The sequence below is a fragment of the Pseudogracilibacillus auburnensis genome, assembly GCF_003201975.1.
Classification (GTDB): domain Bacteria; phylum Bacillota; class Bacilli; order Bacillales; family Amphibacillaceae; genus Pseudogracilibacillus; species Pseudogracilibacillus auburnensis.
The window spans coordinates 33,479-54,189 of record NZ_QJJQ01000012.1; the positions used below are offsets into that span (position 1 = coordinate 33,479).

Below are 20,711 nucleotides of genomic sequence, written 5' to 3' on the forward strand. Positions count from 1 at the left end.
TTGTGCTAAATAATGAAATGATATTATTAATCAGAAAGCCGCTTTCTTTTAAAGGAAAATCGGCTTTTTTAAATTTGAAAAAGATATTAAAAGAACGGATAAATAGCTGTCGTTAACATAATCAGTATGATTGCACCTAAAGCAATAACTGAAATATGTTTCAACAGTTTACTTTCTTGAGAGTGAATTCCGCATAAAGATGCCCCAAGCATGACCCTTGAAGGGCTTGCCATCGTAGCATGCGAAGAGCTGGCATTTTGAGAAAAAGCGATTAAATTAGGGGAAAGTCCAACTTGTTCAGCTGTTTCAATTTGTAATTTAATAAACATTGCATTCGATCCCGTATTACTCCCAGTAAGAAAACCTCCTAATGCTCCAATGAAAGGTGATATATAGATAAAGCTAGTTCCTATTATTACTGCTGTTGTATTCGCAAGAAGATTTGTCATACCTGCCTCTGTCATCACTTCCGAAATGCTTACAAATGTAGTAGTTGTAAGCATGAAAGGAATCCATTGTTTTATAGTTGATTTAAAGGAAAGAATAATTGTCTTTTTTTGAATATTGAAAATAACAATTGTTAATAAACAAGTAATCAATAGCCAAAAACCAGGTGAATAAAGTAATGGTAAAGAATAGGAATAGAAAGAAATAACGATATGGGATTCTAAAAACTCTCTAATGGGTGCCACCATACGAGAGACAAAAATAAACATGGTTAAAATAATATAAGGGCTTATTATTTTAAGGATGTTTATTTCTGTATATATTTCGTTTGATCTAGATGTGACCGACTTATTGTTTTTAAATTTAATAATCATTAAACCTAACCCACTAACTGTTAAAGAAGCAAGAACACCAGCAAGTTCTACACTAATAAAAGTAGTAAAAAACAGAATGGAAGCAGAAAACGTCATTGAAAATAGAAATAATTCCTTCCACTTTGTTTTAATGGCATGTAAACCGCCAGCAATATAAAGAGCTATCATCATAAAATAAACAAAAACAGGAATACTGATGAAAGCGGTGCCCGTACCTAAAATATGAAGTGGTATATTTCCAAGTTCGGAGCCAATAACTGTTCCTGTTGCTAATGCCCCCCAAGGCACGGCAAGCAGACTTACAAGTCCCAATAAAGCAGCCTTCATTCGTTCAAAACCTAATGCGATAAAAATAGGGGCAACCATCATAAATGCAATACCAAACCCACTTGTAGATTCAATTAGTGGAGATAGACCAGCGACCATCATCATTACTTGAAGAAGATGATCATTTGTTGCTTGTGAGATAAATGAAGCAATGTCCTTTATTGCACCGATATTATTCATTAAATGAAAAAGAAGAATACCGAAAAAAAGTACATAAGCAGCAATAAATGATATGAATATTCCCTTGATGGAAGAATAGACAATTTCGCTTGGCTCAAGTTGATAAATGGGATAGATCAATACAATAAATACTGTTAAAATAAAAGCAGGAATACCTGAACGAAAAGATGTTTGTTTTAACAAGAACAAAAAAATAAAAATACATAATAACGGTAAAATAGCAATAAAAAATGACATGATCATTGCCCCCTATTAGGAAGATGCTTGTAGGATCCACTATTTCTTGATATGATCATAAAAAATCTCCTATAGTGGATTTAATTCCAGTATATAAAATGGGGTGAATTCGGTCAAGATAATTTTCTACTATAGTAGAAATCGGAGGAGAAAATGAAGTGAAGTTTGGAATAAACGTAAAAAGGATAAGAAGAAAGAAGAATTTAACATTGGAGGAACTAGCGGATCGTTCAAAGGTAAGTAGATCGATGTTATCAATGATTGAAAGAGGAGAAAAAAATCCAACTATCCAAGTTGCTTCACAAATTGCAGAAGGGTTAGAAGTTACTATTTCTTATTTATTAGGGGAACAAGAAAAACAAGAAGTTATATTCATTCGGGAAAATGAAAGGCTAGTATATAAAGATGAAACAAGTGGGGTAGAAAGACATTTATTATCACCTTCCTTTTCCGGAAAAGGATTAGAGTTTATTTTACACATCCTCCCTCCTTTACAAAGTACAGGCACCTTTCCGGCTCACAGAAAAGGAGTGAAAGAGTGTATCCATGTAACACACGGAAAACTACAAATAGAATTAGGGGAACAACCTAAAATATTTGTGCTCGAAAAAGGGGACTCCATTTACTTTGAAGCTGACTTAAAACATCGTCTTACAAACCTAGTAAATGAAGAATGCCAATTCTATTTAATTATTGATTCACATCAAATTGTCTGAAATAGATTGAATATATTTAAATTAAATTTAGTATTGTAAAGCGGTAAAAATTCCTCTATAATTGATTTATTATTTTGGGCATTTTTGCTCATTAGGAGGAAAAATATGAGAAGGATCTTTGTTTTACTTTTAGCATGTACTATTATAACGATTGGCTATCCAACCTTTACACATGCAACAGTTAAAAGTAATGAACTCGAAAGTTATTTAGAAGAAATTAGTACAAAACGTGGAATTACGTTTACGAAAGAAGATTTAGAAGATTATCTTAATGGTTTTGGTGACAGCCTAACTGATTATTCATCCATCAATGAGTTAAAAGAAGTTTTAGGTGAAGTAATCAATGCAGATTTAAGCAATTTGAATGATCTTTATCATGAGTATGATTTAACGGAAAAGAAATTAAATGATCTACTTACAGAGTATGGAGAAGAACTAAGTGACTACATCTTTTTAGATGACTTAGAAATTGCACTTATCGTATATTCAGACGAAGATTTGGAAGTGGCATTTGAAGAATTGTTTGAAGTCCTCTTTCAAGAATTTGATTTAACACCTGAAGAATTGGACAACCTAATCGCTCATTTTGAGTCATTGGAAACACATTTTAGTAATGAACAAACTCTACAAAGACTGGAAAATTTAGCTTACCGTATGATTGGCTTTACTGATTTCGATATGGTAAGTGATTTGACTGAGTCTGATATTGCTGAACTCTTAGCCATCTATAACGAGTTTCTTGATTTATTTCAATTAAAAGCTACATATCACTTAATGAAAGATGGAACAGAAAAAGAGCTTTCACTTACTGAGCTAATGAACTTAACTGAACTTACTAATGCTAAATTAAAAATTTCTTTTTACAATCTTCAAGGGAATTTTTTAGCAGACATTATTCTAACTGGTGAAATGGTGAATTCCAATACGATTCACCAAAGTGGAAATGACGTTAAAAAAATACAAGAAATTTCTAAAACAGAAATGAAAAATACTGCAGTTAAAACACCTAAAGGGGCTAAACTTCCAAAAACAGCGTCTGACTACGGTAGTAATATGTTAATTGGTTTGGCCGCCCTTTTCGTTGGTGTAGTAGTGTACCGTAAGACAAGGAAAATGACTTCATGAAAAAAAAGTGGAGAAAAAGAAGATTTATTCTCCTTGGATTAAGCTTGGCTTTAATTATTTTTGGATTTTGGTTTTCAACGACAAACACATATAAGTTTGCTAAAGGTTATTTTATGTATAAGACAAAACAATCGGAAGATGTAGTCCTTACTGTAAGCCAATCTGAAGAGAAAACGGAGCAAAAAGTCGAAAATGAACATGTCGAACTCTATCCCGTTCGACCTGAAATTGGTGAAGAAATGGGCGAATTGTATATTCCTAAACTTGAGGCTACTCTGCCTATTTTTCACGGAACTAGTGAGGACGAGTTAGAAAATGGAGTGGGACATTTTGCGGAAAGTGTTCTTCCAGGAGAGAACGATAATTCAGTATTATCTGGGCATCGTGACACTATTTTCCGAGAACTAGGGGAAGTAGGAGAAGGAGACTTATTAATTGTTAAAACATCTGCAGGCGAGTTTACATATAAAGTAAAAAAAGTACGAATTGTTGATGAAGATGATCGCACGGCCATTGTGCCAAAACCGCGGGCAACGTTAACGGTTAGTACATGTTATCCGTTTTACTTTGTTGGAGCGGCGCCTGAAAGATATGTGTTAGTTGCGAATTTAATATCAAAAGAAATAACTGCATCATAAAGAAAAGAGTTACTGTGAAAAACAAACACAGTAACTCTTTTCTTTATTTATTCAAAAAAAGCATTGTACAATGACTTGATAGCCCGATGTAGATCATTTGACTTAATTCCAAACATCATGGACACTTCCGAAGAACCTTGGTTAATCATTTCGATATTCACTTTCGCTTCACCGAGTGCTCTTGTAGCTGTTTGAGCCATACCTATCGTTTCTTTCATTCCTTCACCAACGATCATAATAAGGGCTAGATCTCTATGAACGGTAACGATATCAGCTTGTAATTCTTTATTGAAACGTTCAACAATAATTGCTTCTTTTTCTTCTGTTAACTGACTATCACGAATAATAATCGACATATCATCAATACCAGATGGAGCATGCTCAAAGGAAACTTCTTCTTCCTCTAAAATTTGAAATAATTTTCTCCCGAAACCTAACTCACGGTTCATTAAAAATTTACTAATATAAAAACTACTAAAACCTGAATCACTTGCAATTCCCACGACACATTTGCTGTTTGGTTTTTTATTTGCAACAATCATTGTTCCTGGTGCAGATGGATTATTTGTGTTTTTAATGCAAACAGGGATATGAGCGTTAAAGGCAGGAATTAATGCCTCATCATGGAATACAGAAAACCCTGCATAAGATAATTCGCGCATTTCACGATATGTCAACACTTTTATTTCTTTTGGATTATTGATAATAGAAGGATTTACCGAATAAACAGAATCAACATCTGTAAAATTTTCATATAGTTCTGCTTTTACTCCTGCTGCAATAATCGATCCGGTAATGTCAGATCCCCCACGCGAAAAGGTTGCAAGTATTCCATCGGTCGTATACCCGAAAAATCCAGGTATCACAAGGATTCCTTTTTCTTGACGAAGTTCATAAATAGCTTCAAAGCTTTCTGGAAGTAGTTGCGCCCCGCATGGGTCGTTTTTTACAATGATTCCGGCATCCTTCGGATTTACATATTTCGCATCAATTCCGAGTGATTGTAAATAAGCACTCAATATTTTGGCGGAACTATCCTCTCCAACAGCTTTAAAACAATTAAGCATATCATCATAAGCTAAATCACTAGTCATAATCGAATGTAATTTATCTTCAATTTCTTTCGTTAATTGATCTGACAATTTTAATTCACTAATTATTTTTGAGAAGCGATCCATAATCGTAATCAAATACGACTTGTATTTTTCATCTTTTACATAAGCGTTTCCTAAACGAATCAATAAATCCGTCATTTTAACATCATGTTCATGTCGTTTTCCAGGTGCGGATACGACGATCAATTTTCTGCTATCATCCTCTTTAATGATATTGCCTACTTTTCTAAATTGATTGGCATCAGCCACAGAACTGCCACCAAACTTTGCTACTTTCATTCGTTTCCCTCCACGTTATACACGACTTTGACATTCACCATTTTATCATTTTTAACAGTTATTTTATAGCTTATTAGATCGCTTTTTTACTAATTGTCTTTTTTTATCTCGATGGTAAATAAAACCACCGATAAAAGCAAGACCCCCCAAGAACATAATGAGCCCAACGAAAAATTGGATTCCTTCATTGACTAAGATCGGATACACATCAGCAAATAAAGCATCTCTCATTAACTTAATACCGAAAGCACCAATAATACCTGGAATAAATAAGATAATAGTTGCAATAATACGAATCATCTTTTTCCCCTTTTTCCCCATGATGAATATTATTAGTATAGCAAACGTTTCTTTGAAATGAAATGTAAAGGATGTAGAAATTGAATATATTCTTGCTAATAATTGCAAGTTAACGTATGATGAAATTAAAATGCACGCAAATTATTTCAAGGTGGTGATGATCTTAATGAATGTATTAATCGTTGGAGCAAATAAGCTTGCTTATGACTACATTCGAATTATCGCTAATTTTCCAACTATGAAAATTATTGCAATAATTGACGCGGGTAAACAATCTGTTGTTGATGAGTTAGCAAAATCATTACAAATTAAGCAAGATGATAAAGTTGAGAAATGGTTAGACGAGAAGCTTGATTATATTATCGAAACGAATGATGACGAAAAAGTGATTAAGTACATTAATGAACATAAGCAAGAAAAAACGATTCTTATTCAGGCCTCTATTTTACGGACAATAAAACCGCTTTTAATCGAAAGAAATATTCAATTTAATAATTTGGAGTTAATTTTAAACAATATAAGAGATGGGTTAATTGTCGTTAATAATGAAGAAATTGTTCAATTTATGAATAAAGCAGCAAGTGAAATTACTGGAGTTAATAAAGATAGTGCGACAGGTGAACATATTAAGCACATTGTGAAAAACACACGGCTTCCGAAAGTGTTACAAAATCAAAAAAAAGAGGTAAACCAAAAACTAACGCTTGAAAATGGGAAGCAAATTATTACGACGAGAATTCCATTAATTAATGATAAACATCATCTTATCGGAGCTTTTGCCATTTTTAAAGATAGTAATGAAGTAATTTCCCTTGCAGAAGAAAATACAGATTTAAAAGAAATTAAAACGATGCTAGAAGCAATCATCCACTCTTCAGACGAAGCGATTAGTGTTGTAGATGAGGATGGAAATGGTCTTATTATTAACCCAGCCTATACGCGAATTACAGGATTAACTGAAAAAGAAGTGATTGGAAAACCTGCAACAGTCGATATTTCTGAAGGGGAAAGTATGCATTTACAAGTCCTGCAAACGAGGAGACCCGTTAGAGGGGCAAAAATGAAAGTAGGACCTTTTAAAAAAGAAGTGATTGTGAATGTTGCGCCAATTATTGTTGCAGGTAAGTTAAAAGGTAGTGTCGCAGTTATTCATGATATTTCAGAGATCCAACAATTAACGACAGAGCTAAAAAGAGCGAAACAAATTATTCGTAATTTAGAAGCGACTTATACGTTTGATGATATTATCGGAACCTCATCAGAAATGATGATCGCGATTGAACAAGCTAAAATAGGAGCAAAAACCCCAGCAACTGTTCTCTTAAGGGGAGCTTCAGGTACAGGAAAGGAATTGTTTGCCCACGCGATTCATAATGAGAGTGACCGAAAACATAATAAATTTATCCGGGTTAATTGTGCAGCGATCGCTGAATCCGTTCTTGAGAGCGAATTATTTGGTTATGAAGAAGGTGCATTTACTGGAGCAAAAGCTGGTGGCAAGAAAGGTTTATTTGAAGAGGCCAATTTAGGAAGTATTTTTTTAGATGAAATTGGTGAATTATCATTAGCCATGCAAGCAAAGTTACTCCGAGTATTACAAGAGAAAGAAGTCGTCAGGGTTGGCGGGACAACCCCAATTCCGTTAGATATTCGCGTGATAACTGCAACAAATGTTAATTTGGAAAAAGCTATTACGAATAAAACATTTCGGGAAGATCTCTATTACCGATTGAATCGTTTACCAATCTATATCCCTTCTTTACAGGAAAGAATGAACGATTTACCAAGTCTTGTTTATCATATGATTGCAAAAGTAAATCAACTATATGGTCGAAATATAACATCCATTTCTACAACCGCATTGGAAAAATTACGACAATATCATTGGCCAGGCAATATTAGGGAGTTGGAAAACGTAATTGGTAGAGCGGCTATTTTTATGGATGTTACAGAGGAAGAAATTCATTTTAAGTATTTACCGGATTTGCAACTAAAACGTGAAAAAGCAGAAGCAAATCTCCGTCAAACAACTACGAATAGGACTTTGCAAGATGCAATGGATCAATATGAAAGAGAGTATATTGCACATGTGTATAAAGAAAATGATCACAATAAGACAGCTACCGCTAAACAGTTAAACATTTCTGTCCGTAATTTGTATTATAAAATTGAAAAATATGGTCTTGATAGATGAATCCATTTTTTGCATCTTGCATATTATATCATGCAAAAAAATGCAACTATGCAATAAGTTGCAAGAATTACCGCTTACATTCGTGGAAATGGAACATTATTAAATTGGCATAAAACTTGCATAAATATTATATAAACTGAAGGAGTGTTAAACATGAGTGTTTTTAAAATGATCGAGGAACATGATTATGAACAAATTGTTTATTGTTACGATAAAAATTCAGGATTAAAAGGAATCATCGCTATTCATGATACTACGCTTGGACCTGCATTAGGTGGTACAAGAATGTGGAATTATCGAAGTGAGGAAGAGGCATTAGAAGATGTGCTCAGGCTTGCAAGAGGGATGACATATAAAAATGCAGCAGCAGGACTAAACTTGGGTGGAGGAAAGGCAGTCATTATTGGTGATCCGAAAAAAGATAAAAGTGAAGCAATGTTCCGTGCTTTTGGAAGATATGTAGAAAGCTTAAATGGTCGCTATATTACTGCTGAAGATGTTGGGACAACGGAAGAGGATATGGATCAAATACATATGGAAACGGATTTTGTAACAGGTACTTCAAGTGGTGGTGTTGGAGACCCTTCCCCAGTTACAGCATTAGGTATTTATAAGGGGATGAAAGCAGCAGCAAGAGCAGCTTTTGGTCATGATTCATTAAAAGAAAAAACGATTGCCGTTCAAGGGGTTGGCCATGTTGCGTATCATTTATGTCATCTTTTACATGAAGAAGGGGCTCATTTGATTGTCACGGACATCAATCAAGAAGCGATCGATCGTGCTGTTACTGCATTTCATGCAAAAGCAGTTGCACCAGATGACATATATGATGTCGATTGCGATATTTATTCTCCTTGTGCGCTTGGAGGAACGATAAATGACGATACGATTTCTAGATTAAAAGCAAAGGTTATCGCAGGAAGCGCAAATAACCAACTTCTTGATAATAGGCATGGAGATCTTATCCACGAAAAAGGAATCATTTATGCACCTGATTATGTCATTAATTCTGGTGGAGTGATCAATGTAGCAGATGAATTGCAAGGGTATGATCGAAATCGTGTATTGAAAAAAGTAGAGTCCATTTATACCATTTTAGGTAAAGTATTTGCTATATCAAAAGAACATAATATACCAACCTACTTGGCGGCGGATCAGATGGCGGAAGAAAGAATTAAATCGTTACGCCTTTCTAACCGACAATTTTTACCGAACCAGAAACATATTTTAAAGTAATTAGTCGTGGAGGAATCATTCGTGCAAAAGCGGTATCGAATTTTAATTATTAATCCAAAAACAACAACTACCATTATTAGTATTTTTCATAATGAAATGTGTATTTTTAAACAGTCTATTCACCACCATTCCGTTTTTAAAAATGATTTAACGGAAATAGATAATGAAGTAATGGTTCGTAAGAAAGAAATTTTACAGCTTTTAATTGATGCTGGGATCAATATGTCAAAATTAGATGCCGTAGCCGCAAATGGCGGATTATTACGACCCGTGGAAGGCGGAACTTATGAAGTTACGGAAGATGTCCTGATTGATTTGAAAAACAGTTATAACGGTAAGCATGCGTCTAATTTAGGAGGAATTCTTGCTTATGAAATAGCCCACGGTTTGAATATACCTGCCTTTTTTGTTGATCCACCAGTTGTGGATGAATTAAGTTCAATTGCAAAGCTTTCTGGTTTACCAGGCATTGAACGAAAGAGTATTTTTCATGCTTTAAACCAAAAGGCAGTTGCCAGGCAAGCAGCACAAGAATTACATACCACGTATGAAAAAGCGAATCTTATTGTTGCTCATTTAGGAAATGGCATTACAATTGGAGCCCATGAGCGGGGAAAAGTGATTGATGTGAATAATGGTTTACATGGTGATGGTCCTTTTTCTCTTGAACGTGCAGGGACAATACCTTCTGAAGCTCTCATTGAACTTTGCTTTTCGGGTCAGTATTCAAAAGATAATCTTATTCGTGAAATTACTTATAAAGGCGGCATTAAAGCATACTTACATACAGATAATGTAGAAGAAATTGAGAAAAAAATTAATCAACATGATCCACTTGCTAAAAATGTGTTTGAAGCAATGGCCTATCAAATCGCTAAAGAAATTGGTTCCATGGCAACAGTGTTGGGGGGCATGGTGGATGGAGTTGTTCTAACAGGTGAATTATCACATAGCAAAAAATTGACTGAATTTATTACAGAAAGGGTACATTGGATTGCAGATATATTTATTTATCCTGGTGAGTACGATCTCCAAGCATTGAATGCAGGCACATTAAGAGTATTACGCAAAGAAGAAAGTGCCAAAAAGTATATAAGAAATCTCTAATAAAGGAGAAGAGACTGTATGACGAAAGAATATGATCTCGTCGTTTTAGGTGGGGGAACTGGTGGTTATGTAGCAGCAATTCGTGCTTCACAACTTGGCATGCAAGTCGCAATTGTAGAAGATCAACAATTAGGTGGTACGTGTCTGCATCGGGGCTGCATCCCTTCAAAAGCATTACTAAGATCTGCTGAAATGTATCGGCAAATGAAGGATGTAGAAGACTTTGGAATTGAATTGGACACCTATGCATTCAATTTAACCAATGCACAAAAACGAAAAGATACGATTATTCACACTTTACATGAAGGGGTAAAAGCATTAGTAAAAAAAGCGAAAGTAGATGTGTATGAAGGATTTGGCCGTATATTAGGTCCAAGTATCTTTTCACCGATGCCTGGAACTATTTCAATCGAACATCATGATAAGGAAGATAATACGATGCTTGTACCTAAACAAGTGCTGATTGCAACAGGATCTAAACCTAGGCCTTTACAAGGCTTTGATATAGATGGTATTCATATTTTAAATTCTGATGATGCCTTACAAATGAAGGAGTTACCAACATCTATCCTTATTATTGGCGGCGGCGTAATCGGTGTAGAGTGGGCTTCTATGCTTCAAGATTTAGGTGTACAAGTAACGGTCGTTGAAAGTAGTGAACATATTTTAATCGATGAAGATAGTGATGTTCGTCATGAAGTGAAAAAGGAACTTCAACGAAGAGGTGTGAAATTTTTAACTGGTGCAAAACTTGATGCGGATTCGTTAAAAATCAACGATTCGTTTATTGATGTCGATGTGGAACAAGAGGGACAAGTGCAGAAAGTAACGGTGGAAAAAATACTAGTTTCAATAGGAAGAGAAGCTAATATTAATCAAATCGGACTTACAAATACAAATATCCAAGTAAAAAATAATGTGATCATAACAAATGATATGTATCAAACGAAAGAATCACATATATATGCAATTGGAGACTGTATTGGTGGGATGCAACTTGCCCATGTTGCAGCAGCAGAAGGGAAAATTGCTGTTGAACATATGGCTGGACTGAACCCAGATCCGATCTCTAAAAATCAGATACCATCATGCATTTATTCTTCCCCTGAAGTCGGTCGTGTTGGATTAACGGAGCAAGAAGCACTCGAGCAAGGCTATCAACTAAAAATAGGAAAGTTTCCATTTCAAGCAATTGGAAAAGCGCATGTAGTTGGTGATGCAAAAGGATTTGCCAAAATAATCGTCGATAAAAAGACGGAAGACATCATAGGAATTCATATGGTTGGTCCTCAAGTAACAGATATGATCTCAGAGGCGAGCCTTGCAAGAATGCTAGATGCAACTGCTTGGGAAATAGCGCAAACAATGCACCCACATCCAACTTTATCGGAAATTTTTTCAGAGGCTGCATTAGCAGTGGAAGGGTTACAAATTCATGGATAAGGAGAGAAAAACAATGGGAGAAAATAAACATTCTTCTTTAGGGCTCCGAGATAAAGATGTAGTAGAAATGTATAAAACAATGATTTTAGCTAGAAAAATAGATGAGAGAATGTGGCTGTTAAATCGAGCAGGAAAAATTCCTTTCGTTATTTCTTGTCAAGGTCAAGAAGCGGCACAGGTAGGAACAGCCTTTGCATTAGATCGTGATGTCGATTATATTGCTCCATATTACAGAGATATGGGTATTGTTCTTGCTTTTGGAATGACGACAAAAGATTTAATGTTATCGGGTTTCGCCAAAGCGGAAGATCCCAATTCAGGTGGTAGACAAATGCCTGGGCATTTCGGTCAAAAGAAAAATCGAATTATTACCGGCTCATCTCCTGTAACAACTCAAGTACCACATGCAGTAGGGTTTGCTTTAGCAGCAAAATTAAAGCAGCAAAACTTTGTGACATTAACGACATTAGGAGATGGGTCAACAAACCAAGGCGACTTTCATGAAGGATTGAACTTTGCTGGGGTTCATAAACTACCTGTCATTACGGTTGTACAAAATAATCAATTGGCTATTTCCGTACCTTTTGAAAAACAAATTGCAAGTGAAAATATTGCGGTACGAGCAAAGTCATACGGTATGCCTGGAATCCTCGTAGATGGTAATAATCCGCTCGAAGTGTATCGTGCAGTAAAAGAAGCAAGAGAGCGAGCGATAAACGGGGAAGGACCAACATTAATTGAAGCACTTACGGTTAGACTGACTGCTCACTCAAGTGACGATAATGACAGAAGTTATCGTACAAAGGAACAGTTAGAAGAGGCGAAAAAGAATGATTGTATTGGAAGCTTTTCTGCTTATTTACAAGATATTGGTCTATTAACGCCATCCCTTGAAAAGGAAATAAATGATGAAATTAATGCAGAAGTAAACGAAGCTACTGATTATGCAGAACAGGCAGCATTTGCTCCCAATAGTACATTACTAGATTATGTTTATGAAAAGTGAGGGGGGATTAAGATGAGTGAATTAACCTATATTCAAGCAATCAGAATGGCGATGGAAGAAGAACTGCAAAGAGATGATAATGTATTTATCGTAGGAGAAGATGTCGGAACAAAAGGTGGCGTATTTAAAGCAACAGAAGGACTCTATGACATGTATGGAGAAGACCGTGTCATTGATGCACCATTAGCCGAATCAGCTATCGTCGGTGTGGGCATTGGGGCTGCTATGTATGGAATGAGACCAATTGCGGAAATCCAATTCGCTGATTTCATTTTTCCAGCTGTCAACCAAATTGTATCCGAAGCGGCTAAAATAAGATATCGATCAAATAATGATTGGAATTGTCCCATTACTATTCGTGCCCCGTATGGTGGTGGGATCGCTGGAGCTTTATATCATTCTCAGTCCGTTGAAGCGATGTTTAACAGCCATCCTGGATTAAAAGTTGTGATACCTTCATCCCCATATGATGCAAAAGGATTATTAAAGGCAGCGATTCGTGATAATGATCCAGTGTTATTTTTCGAGCATAAACGCGCATACAGACTTTTGAAAGAAGAAGTTCCAGAAGAAGATTATCTTATTCCAATTGGAAAAGCGGACATTAAAAGGGAAGGTACAGATGTTACAGTCATCACATATGGATTAAGTGTCCATCAAGCCAAACAAGCTGCAACAGAGCTTGAAAAAGAAGGAATTGACGTTCATATTTTAGATTTAAGAACCGTTTATCCTCTAGATCAGGAGGCTATTATAGAAGCAGCGAGTAAAACAGGTAAAGTACTGCTCGTGACAGAAGATAATAAAGAAGGCAGTGTTATTGGGGAAGTAGCGGCAATCATTGCTGAGCATTGTTTATTTGAACTGGATGCACCTGTGCGAAGGCTTGCGGCTCCTGAAATTCCGGCCATGCCATATGCACATCCGTTAGAAAAGGAATTCCTTATTACAGAAGAAAAGATTGCTGCTAGTTTACGTGAATTAGCACGTTTTTAGGCTATTTTACCAATTAGGGAGGGAAAAATATTGTCACTTGAAAAAATAATAATGCCCAAATTAGGTGAAAGTGTTACAGAAGGAACGATTAATAGTTGGCTTGTAAAGGTTGGTGATACAGTCAATAAATATGATCCGATTGCAGAAGTGATGACAGATAAAGTAAATGCGGAAATTCCTTCTTCTTTTTCTGGCGTTATAAAAGAAATCGTCGTAGAAGAAGGAGAAACAGTAGCAGTAGATGAGTTAATTTGTTATATAGAGGTAAGTAATGGAAGCAATTCAGTCAATGATTCAGACGAGGAGATTGTACAACAGACGGGTGAGGTTCCAGCTACGGCAGCGGAAGTGGATAATGAGCAATCAATGAAGCTACGTTATTCTCCAGCAGTTTTAAAACGCGCAGCCGAACATCAAATTGATTTAACAGATGTAACAGGAACGGGAATTGGTGGAAGAATAACGAGAAAAGATATTGATGCCTATATAAGTAAAGGTCTTGGAAAATCAAGCCATTCAAAAGTAAATGAAGAAAAAGCGGCACGTCAAATCAATCAAACGTTATCGAAAAAAGATATAGAGATTCCAGTAACTGGAGTCCGTAAAATGATCGCTGAAAATATGGTACGATCTAAACAAGAAATTCCCCATGCATGGATGACGGTTGAAACAGATGTAACAGAGCTGGTAAAATATCGAAATGAAATAAAGGATGACTTTAAACGAAGAGAGGGCTACTCTTTAACGTATTTTGCCTTTTTCATTCACGCAATTGCGAGAGCATTACGGGAATATCCAGAAATAAATAGTACATGGGCAGGAAATAAAATTATTCAGCGCCACGATATCAATATTTCGATTGCTGTAGCGAAAGAAAATGAATTATTTGTTCCTGTTATCAAACATGCAGATGAAAAAAGTGTGAAAGGAATCGCAAGGGAAATTTTTGAATTGGCAAACAAAGCTCGCTCAGGTAAACTAACACAGAATGATATGGAAGGCGGCACTTTTACTGTAAACAATACAGGAACGTTCGGCTCTGTATCTTCCATGGGGATCATTAATCACCCACAAGCAGCGATCTTACAAGTGGAAGCAATTATAAAAAGACCTGTGATTATTAAAGATATGTTCGCGGCTAGGGATATGGTCAATTTATCTTTATCCCTTGATCACCGTATATTAGATGGGCTTATTTGCGGGAGATTTCTTGCACGCGTTAAACAACTACTTGAAAATATAAATGAACAGACGACTACTGTTTAAAGTCAATCGCTTTAAATTGATATTATAAAAATTTATTGATACACTAATTTTAGATGCGGCAAGTTTTACTAAAGGAGCTGAACGAACGATGAGTTTTAATGATTTTATGGTAGACGTTGTAAATGTTGCAAGAGAGGATATGCGTGATGCTGGGTATGAAGAAGTGACAGAAGCGGATCAGGTTGACGAAGCATTAACTCGAGAAGGAACAACACTTGTTATGATTAATTCTGTTTGTGGTTGTGCTGGAGGTGTTGCGAGACCAGCAGCTGCAAATGCGATTCATTATGATAAACGTCCTGATCACTTAGTTACTATTTTTGCTGGTCAAGACCGAGAAGCAACAGAAAAAGCGCGAACGTACTTTGAAGGATATCCACCTTCATCCCCCTCATTTGCATTTTTAAAAGATGGAAAAATTGTAACAATGTTAGAGCGTCACGATATTGAAGGATCTAGTCCAATTGACGTAATTAATAAATTGCAACAGGTTTTTGATGAATATTGTGAGGAAGTATAAAAATAAGATGAAGTAAGAAGCCTAATTATGTATATGGGATAAGACTGTTCATTCGGGCAGTCTTATTTTTAACAATAAAAAGGTAATCAGAAATTAGTTTGGAAATAGATTTCTTTATGATAATCCGATTTCTCCAACTAATTAAGTGGATGCCCTTTTTTATAAAGGAAGGGACTGTTAAAAAGGAGATTTGAACGTGAAAATCGGCTACCGAACGATAAAAACGGCTATTGCTACTCCAATCGCAATTTCGATCGCACAATTACTTGGCGTATCAAATGTCGTTTCAGCGGGAATCGTAACGATCCTCTGTATTCAACCATCGAGAAAGAAATCTGTAGAGAGTGCTTGGCACCGTTTTTTAGCATGTATTTTGGCAATTGTTTTTTCTATATTCTTTTTTGAATTATTCGGTTACAATCCAATCACACTTGGATTATTGTTAGCCATTTTTATCCCAACAACCGTTCTTTTAAAGATTGAGCAAGGAATGTTAACTAGCATTGTCATTTCGTTAAATTTATACGGTTTTGGTTCCATTAAAATTGATTTTTTATTTGACCAATTTTTACTCATTATTATTGGAATCGGTACGGGGTTAATCGTAAATTTATATATGCCGAGTTTAGATAAAAAGTTGAAAGAAAAGCAAAAGCTATTAGAAGATAATTTCCAAATTATCTTATATGAAATTGCCTTATATATTCGTGAGCAACATATGACATGGGATGGAAAGGAAATTACGGTAGTTGAAAAATTACTTGAAGAAGCGGAAGAATTAGTGGAACGGGATCGGGAAAATCATTTACTTCGAGATGATCAATCCTACTTTAATTACTTTCGAATGAGAAAGAAACAATTTGAATTATTACAACAAATGCTTCCACTTGTCACTCGATTACCAGAAAAAGATGATATTTCCGAGCGAATTGCTAGCTTTTTTGAAAAATTAAGCGAGGCGGTACATCCAGGGAATACAGCTATATTATTTCTTGATGAATTAAGTGATATTCGGGCGGCCTTTAAGAAAGAGGACCTCCCAGCTACACAAGAAGAATTTGAAACAAGAGCAAGTTTATATCAATTATTACATGAAATCGAGGAATATTTACTATTAAAAAGTAAATTTAAAAAATCGGATATAAAACATGGGAAAAAAGAAAAGAAGACAGGGACCGTATAATCAATCCAGTCTTCATCTTTTTTAGAATAAAGATAACCCACTTAAGCCTGCTGTCAGTAAAGATAAAACCATGGCAATTACCATTAAATAAACGAAAAATTTCATTCTACGCTCACGTTTAGATTTTCTTTTAGGTGCTTGATTTTGCTTTTTCGTCACAGTAAATCCCCCTTTAGCGCAATATCTATTATATAGTTTATCGTTAAATGTTAAAATGAACAAGTATAATTAAATGTTCAAGAAGGTCGATAAAAAGGACCGAGAAGTTCCACTGGCTAAAAACGCCACGTTCTGGGACGTGACCGCTTTTAGTCGACCAGGACGTAGGCGAATGTAACGGAAGAACCTCTAAAGTTTTCACATATGTGAAGATAGCTTAGAAAACTTGGCATCTGCTAAGCCTTTACTGCGAAAGCCTTAGTTGCCAACACAGAAATTCGTGTCATTTTTGTTGGAATTTTTGAACAATCTCTATAATTAAATCAGGTAGATTGGAGGAATTTAGATGGAACATATGGAAAATAAGCACCATCCCCCGAAGCAAATTGCTCATATTGGTATTGCTGTGCATAGCATTGATAAGTCCATTCCTTTTTATACGAATTTATTAGGATTATCACTTGAACGGATAGAAGAAGTAGAAAGTGAACAGGTAAAAGTTGCCTTTTTAAAAATTGGTGAAGCTAGAATCGAATTATTGGAACCACTTCATGAAAGCTCAGCAATCTATACATTTTTGCAAAAAAAAGGCGAAGGAATTCACCATATTGCTTTGGAAGTAGAGCAAATAGAGGTACGACTAAACGAATTAAAACAAAATGGAATTAGATTAATCAACGAACAACCTAAACGAGGTGCAAACGATAGTCAAATAGCCTTTTTACACCCAAAATCAACAAATGGTGTATTATTTGAATTATGTCAACATAATAAAGGGAGTGATTTTTAATGGATATTTACAGTAAAATTGATGAACTTTATGACAAACGCAGACAAGTTGAACTAGGTGGTGGAGATGCAAGAATTGAAAAACAATATGAAAGAGGGAAACAAACGGCCAGAGATCGGATTCGTTATCTATTAGATGAAGAGACATTTGTCGAATTGAATCCATTTATGGAACATCGAACAACGGATTTCGGAATGGATAAAATGGATGCAAACGGAGAAGGGGTCGTGACTGGGTATGGGAAAATAAATGGCCGCCCTGTTTATTTATTTGCACAAGACTTTACATTATTTGGTGGTGCGCTTGGTGAAATGCATGCAAAGAAAATTGCGAACGTAATGGACTTAGCAGCAAAAAGCGGTGCTCCATTTATCGGTTTAAATGATTCAGGTGGAGCAAGAATACAAGAAGGGGTTACTTCTTTAGACGGGTATGGACAAATATTTTATCGAAATTCAATTTATTCCGGCGTTATTCCGCAAATCTCTGTCATTATGGGACCAAGTGCTGGAGGGGCAGTATATTCCCCAGCGATTACAGATGTGATCATTATGGTGGAAAAGACATCAAAAATGTTTATAACAGGCCCTAAAGTAATTGAAACTGTGACAGGAGAAAAAATAACGGCAGAAGATTTAGGCGGTGCACACGTACATAACACGAAAAGTGGAAACGCTCACTTAAGTGCAAAAACCGAAGATGAAGCATTAGATATGGTAAAAACATTGCTTACGTATTTGCCAAATAATAATGAGGAAAAGCCTCCAATAGTAGAGTATGAGGTAGAAGATGATCACTTCCGCGGAGATTTAACTGAAATTGTTCCTTATGATACGACAAGACCATATGATATTAAAAAAGTAATCAATGAAGTTGTTGATCAAGATAGTTTTTTTGAGCTACATAAAGATTTTGCCAAAAACATCGTAGTTGGATTTGCGCGGATTAAAGGACAACCAGTCGGATTAGTGTGTAACCAGCCCCGCTATATGGCAGGTGGAATCGATATCGATTCAAGTGATAAAGCAGCTCGTTTTATTCGTTTTTGTGACTCATTTAATGTTCCTATTATTACGTTTGAAGATGTGACAGGATTTTTCCCAGGGATTAAACAGGAACATGGAGGAATTATTCGTCATGGCGCTAAAATTTTGTATGCGTATTCAGAAGCAACGGTACCGAAGATTACGGTCATCGTACGAAAAGCATTTGGCGGTGCATATGTAGCACTAAATAGTAAGTCAATTGGAGCTGATTTAGTATTCGCATGGCCTAATGCTGAAATTGCCGTAATGGGACCAGAAGGGGCAGCAAATATTATCTTTGCTAGAGAAATAGCGGAGAGTGAAAACCCTGAAGCAACACGTCAAGAAAAAATTGATGAATATAAAGAAAAATTCGCCAATCCTTATATCGCCGCTGGTTTAGGAATGGTAGATGATGTTATCGATCCTCGAGACACAAGGCTCAAGCTCATTCAATCGCTCGAAATGTTATATCATAAACAGGAAGAACGACCGAAAAAGAAACACGGGAATATTCCACTATAAGACAATATTGAGAAAGTAGGAGGAATTGTCATTCGTGCTTATTAAAAATAAAGAACGACTTATAAATGAATTTATCGAACTTGTAAAAATCGACTCCGAAACAAAACATGAAGAAAATATTGCAAAAGTGTTAAAACAAAAATTTTCCGCTTTAGGCTTAGAAGTTCTAGAAGATAAGGCAAAAGAAAAAACGGACCACGGTGCAAATAATTTAATATGTAATCTTACAGGTAATTCGGAACAGGTGGAAACGATTTTTTTTACAGCACATATGGATACAGTGACACCTGGAAATGGGATTCAACCAGTTATCGAAAACGATTACATCACATCAAATGGTGATACGATATTAGGTGCCGATGATAAAGCAGGGATTGCTGTTTTACTTGAAGTCATTCGAATAATAAAAGAAGAAAATATCAAACACGGAGATATCCAATTCGTCATCACTGTTGGGGAAGAATCTGGTCTAGCCGGTGCGAAAGTAATGGATACATCGCTTTTAACGGCGAAATATGGGTATGCATTAGATAGTGATGGAGCTGTTGGCAATATCGTGGTTGAAGCACCATACCAAGCGAAGATATTAACGAAAGTGTATGGTAAATCAGCTCATGCTGGTGTTGCACCAGAAAAAGGAGTTTCTGCTATCACTGTTGCAGCTAAGTCAATTGCTAAAATGACTTTAGGAAGAATTGATGAAGAAACAACCGCTAATATCGGGTACTTTAAAGGTGGGAAGGAAACAGAAACAAATGTCGTATGTGATTATGTTGAAATTGTTGCAGAAGCACGTTCATTAGATAAAAATAAGCTACAACATGTCACAGATCAAATGCAATCAACGTTTGAGCAGACTGCAAGTAAATATGGTGGAAGGGCTCTTGTTGAAGTTCATGAAATATATCCCGGTTTTAAACATGCAAAAACAGATCAAGTGGTAAAGGTTGCACAAGCGGTAGCAAATGAAATTGGCTTACCATCAGAAATGTTAAAAAGTGGGGGCGGAAGTGATGCCAATGTTTTTAATGGCTACGGAATTCCAACCGCCAACTTATCGGTTGGATATGAGTTTATTCACACGACGAAAGAACGAATCCATGTCGATCATTTAACAAACCTAACAAAATTGGTAGTTAAAATGATTGAACATATCGCTAAATAATTCAACTTTCGCATAGTGAATTGGATAGAAAAGCCTTTGTACAAGGGAATAGGATGAGGTTTTAGTACCAGTGTTGACGTTAACTAGATTAGTTAAGAGCAGCAGTATGTTTACATCTAGACTCTACCTGCTTTTTTCGTTTAGATAGATTCTACAAGTATGCAGTTGAAATAAACTATGCAGTAACTTAGGTTTGCTGAACAACTAAATTGCGTTCCATGCTACCGTTGTCTTCCGCGAAATGTGACATGCTTTCCGCGGGCACGGCTTCAGCCTCCTCGGAAGAAAACCACTTCCTGCGGGGGCATCAGACTCGCGCTTTTCCCGCTGGAGTCAGTCACTTTCGCTCCAGACAACT

The 20,711-nt window shown here is 35.9% G+C and carries 19 protein-coding genes; 15 read left to right on the forward strand and 4 right to left on the reverse strand.

Features of this window, described 5'->3' with window-relative positions:
• Positions 1-86: 86 nt before the first annotated feature.
• Positions 87-1,565, reverse strand: a complete 1,479-nt coding sequence (locus DFR56_RS15340; RefSeq protein ID WP_110396332.1) for an L-lactate permease — start codon at positions 1,563-1,565, stop codon at positions 87-89.
• 158 nt (positions 1,566-1,723) lie between these two features.
• On the opposite strand from DFR56_RS15340, the gene DFR56_RS15345 reads away from it, so the two are divergent.
• The 3 genes from DFR56_RS15345 (at position 1,724) to DFR56_RS15355 (ending at position 4,044) form a co-directional block, all read left to right on the forward strand.
• A complete protein-coding gene (locus tag DFR56_RS15345; RefSeq protein ID WP_110396333.1) occupies positions 1,724-2,281 on the forward strand; it encodes a helix-turn-helix domain-containing protein in 558 nt (185 codons plus the stop codon).
• 105 nt (positions 2,282-2,386) lie between these two features.
• Positions 2,387-3,406 carry a processed acidic surface protein gene (locus DFR56_RS15350; RefSeq protein ID WP_110396334.1) on the forward strand — a complete coding sequence of 340 codons (1,020 nt, stop codon included), beginning with the start codon at positions 2,387-2,389 and terminating at the stop codon, positions 3,404-3,406.
• On the forward strand, positions 3,403-4,044 hold the full coding sequence (locus DFR56_RS15355; protein WP_110396335.1) for a class D sortase: 642 nt from the start codon (positions 3,403-3,405) through the stop codon (positions 4,042-4,044). Before DFR56_RS15350 ends, DFR56_RS15355 begins: the two co-directional genes overlap by 4 nt.
• A 47-nt stretch (positions 4,045-4,091) precedes the next feature.
• Here the strand turns inward: DFR56_RS15355 and DFR56_RS15360 are convergent, their stop codons facing one another.
• Positions 4,092-5,438 (reverse strand): aspartate kinase, encoded by a 1,347-nt coding sequence (locus DFR56_RS15360; RefSeq protein ID WP_110396336.1) that lies wholly within the window; start codon positions 5,436-5,438, stop codon positions 4,092-4,094.
• Between the two features lie 63 nt (positions 5,439-5,501).
• Positions 5,502-5,738, reverse strand: a complete 237-nt coding sequence (locus DFR56_RS15365; RefSeq protein ID WP_110396337.1) for a DUF2627 domain-containing protein — start codon at positions 5,736-5,738, stop codon at positions 5,502-5,504.
• Positions 5,739-5,904: 166 nt separating this feature from the next.
• On the opposite strand from DFR56_RS15365, the gene DFR56_RS15370 reads away from it, so the two are divergent.
• The 9 genes from DFR56_RS15370 to DFR56_RS15410 all read left to right on the forward strand — a co-directional run bounded on the left by DFR56_RS15370 (position 5,905) and on the right by DFR56_RS15410 (position 16,689).
• Complete coding sequence (locus DFR56_RS15370; RefSeq protein ID WP_377725291.1) at positions 5,905-7,932, forward strand: sigma-54 interaction domain-containing protein; 2,028 nt, start codon at positions 5,905-5,907, stop codon at positions 7,930-7,932.
• Between the two features lie 153 nt (positions 7,933-8,085).
• Complete coding sequence (locus DFR56_RS15375; RefSeq protein ID WP_110396339.1) at positions 8,086-9,168, forward strand: Glu/Leu/Phe/Val family dehydrogenase; 1,083 nt, start codon at positions 8,086-8,088, stop codon at positions 9,166-9,168.
• Between the two features lie 21 nt (positions 9,169-9,189).
• Complete coding sequence (buk, locus tag DFR56_RS15380; protein ID WP_110396340.1) at positions 9,190-10,275, forward strand: butyrate kinase; 1,086 nt, start codon at positions 9,190-9,192, stop codon at positions 10,273-10,275.
• 18 nt (positions 10,276-10,293) lie between these two features.
• Positions 10,294-11,718 carry a dihydrolipoyl dehydrogenase gene (gene lpdA, locus DFR56_RS15385; protein WP_110396341.1) on the forward strand — a complete coding sequence of 475 codons (1,425 nt, stop codon included), beginning with the start codon at positions 10,294-10,296 and terminating at the stop codon, positions 11,716-11,718.
• A 13-nt stretch (positions 11,719-11,731) separates the two neighbouring features.
• Complete coding sequence (locus DFR56_RS15390) at positions 11,732-12,724, forward strand: thiamine pyrophosphate-dependent dehydrogenase E1 component subunit alpha (protein ID WP_110396342.1); 993 nt, start codon at positions 11,732-11,734, stop codon at positions 12,722-12,724.
• A 12-nt stretch (positions 12,725-12,736) separates the two neighbouring features.
• Entirely contained in the window at positions 12,737-13,720 is a 984-nt protein-coding gene (locus DFR56_RS15395; RefSeq protein ID WP_110396343.1) for an alpha-ketoacid dehydrogenase subunit beta, read from the forward strand.
• Positions 13,721-13,750: 30 nt separating this feature from the next.
• Positions 13,751-14,986 carry a dihydrolipoamide acetyltransferase family protein gene (locus DFR56_RS15400; RefSeq protein ID WP_110396344.1) on the forward strand — a complete coding sequence of 412 codons (1,236 nt, stop codon included), beginning with the start codon at positions 13,751-13,753 and terminating at the stop codon, positions 14,984-14,986.
• Between the two features lie 88 nt (positions 14,987-15,074).
• A complete protein-coding gene (locus tag DFR56_RS15405) occupies positions 15,075-15,506 on the forward strand; it encodes a BrxA/BrxB family bacilliredoxin (protein WP_110396345.1) in 432 nt (143 codons plus the stop codon).
• 196 nt (positions 15,507-15,702) lie between these two features.
• Positions 15,703-16,689, forward strand: a complete 987-nt coding sequence (locus DFR56_RS15410) for an aromatic acid exporter family protein (RefSeq protein ID WP_110396346.1) — start codon at positions 15,703-15,705, stop codon at positions 16,687-16,689.
• A 21-nt stretch (positions 16,690-16,710) separates the two neighbouring features.
• Here DFR56_RS15410 and prli42 read toward each other — a convergent pair whose 3' ends face one another.
• On the reverse strand, positions 16,711-16,848 hold the full coding sequence (gene prli42 / locus DFR56_RS23040; protein WP_158525667.1) for a stressosome-associated protein Prli42: 138 nt from the start codon (positions 16,846-16,848) through the stop codon (positions 16,711-16,713).
• Between the two features lie 346 nt (positions 16,849-17,194).
• Here prli42 and mce point away from each other — a divergent pair, with 346 nt between their 5' ends.
• Genes mce through DFR56_RS15425 form a run of 3 tightly spaced genes read left to right on the forward strand, consistent with a single transcriptional unit; the run spans position 17,195 to position 20,353 of the window.
• The gene (gene mce / locus DFR56_RS15415) at positions 17,195-17,638 is read left to right on the forward strand and encodes a methylmalonyl-CoA epimerase (protein WP_110396347.1); all 444 of its coding nucleotides are present in this window, start codon (positions 17,195-17,197) and stop codon (positions 17,636-17,638) included.
• Positions 17,638-19,188 carry an acyl-CoA carboxylase subunit beta gene (locus DFR56_RS15420; protein ID WP_110396348.1) on the forward strand — a complete coding sequence of 517 codons (1,551 nt, stop codon included), beginning with the start codon at positions 17,638-17,640 and terminating at the stop codon, positions 19,186-19,188. Before mce ends, DFR56_RS15420 begins: the two co-directional genes overlap by 1 nt.
• Before the next feature lie 40 nt (positions 19,189-19,228).
• Positions 19,229-20,353 (forward strand): M20/M25/M40 family metallo-hydrolase, encoded by a 1,125-nt coding sequence (locus DFR56_RS15425; RefSeq protein ID WP_110396438.1) that lies wholly within the window; start codon positions 19,229-19,231, stop codon positions 20,351-20,353.
• Positions 20,354-20,711: the final 358 nt, after the last annotated feature.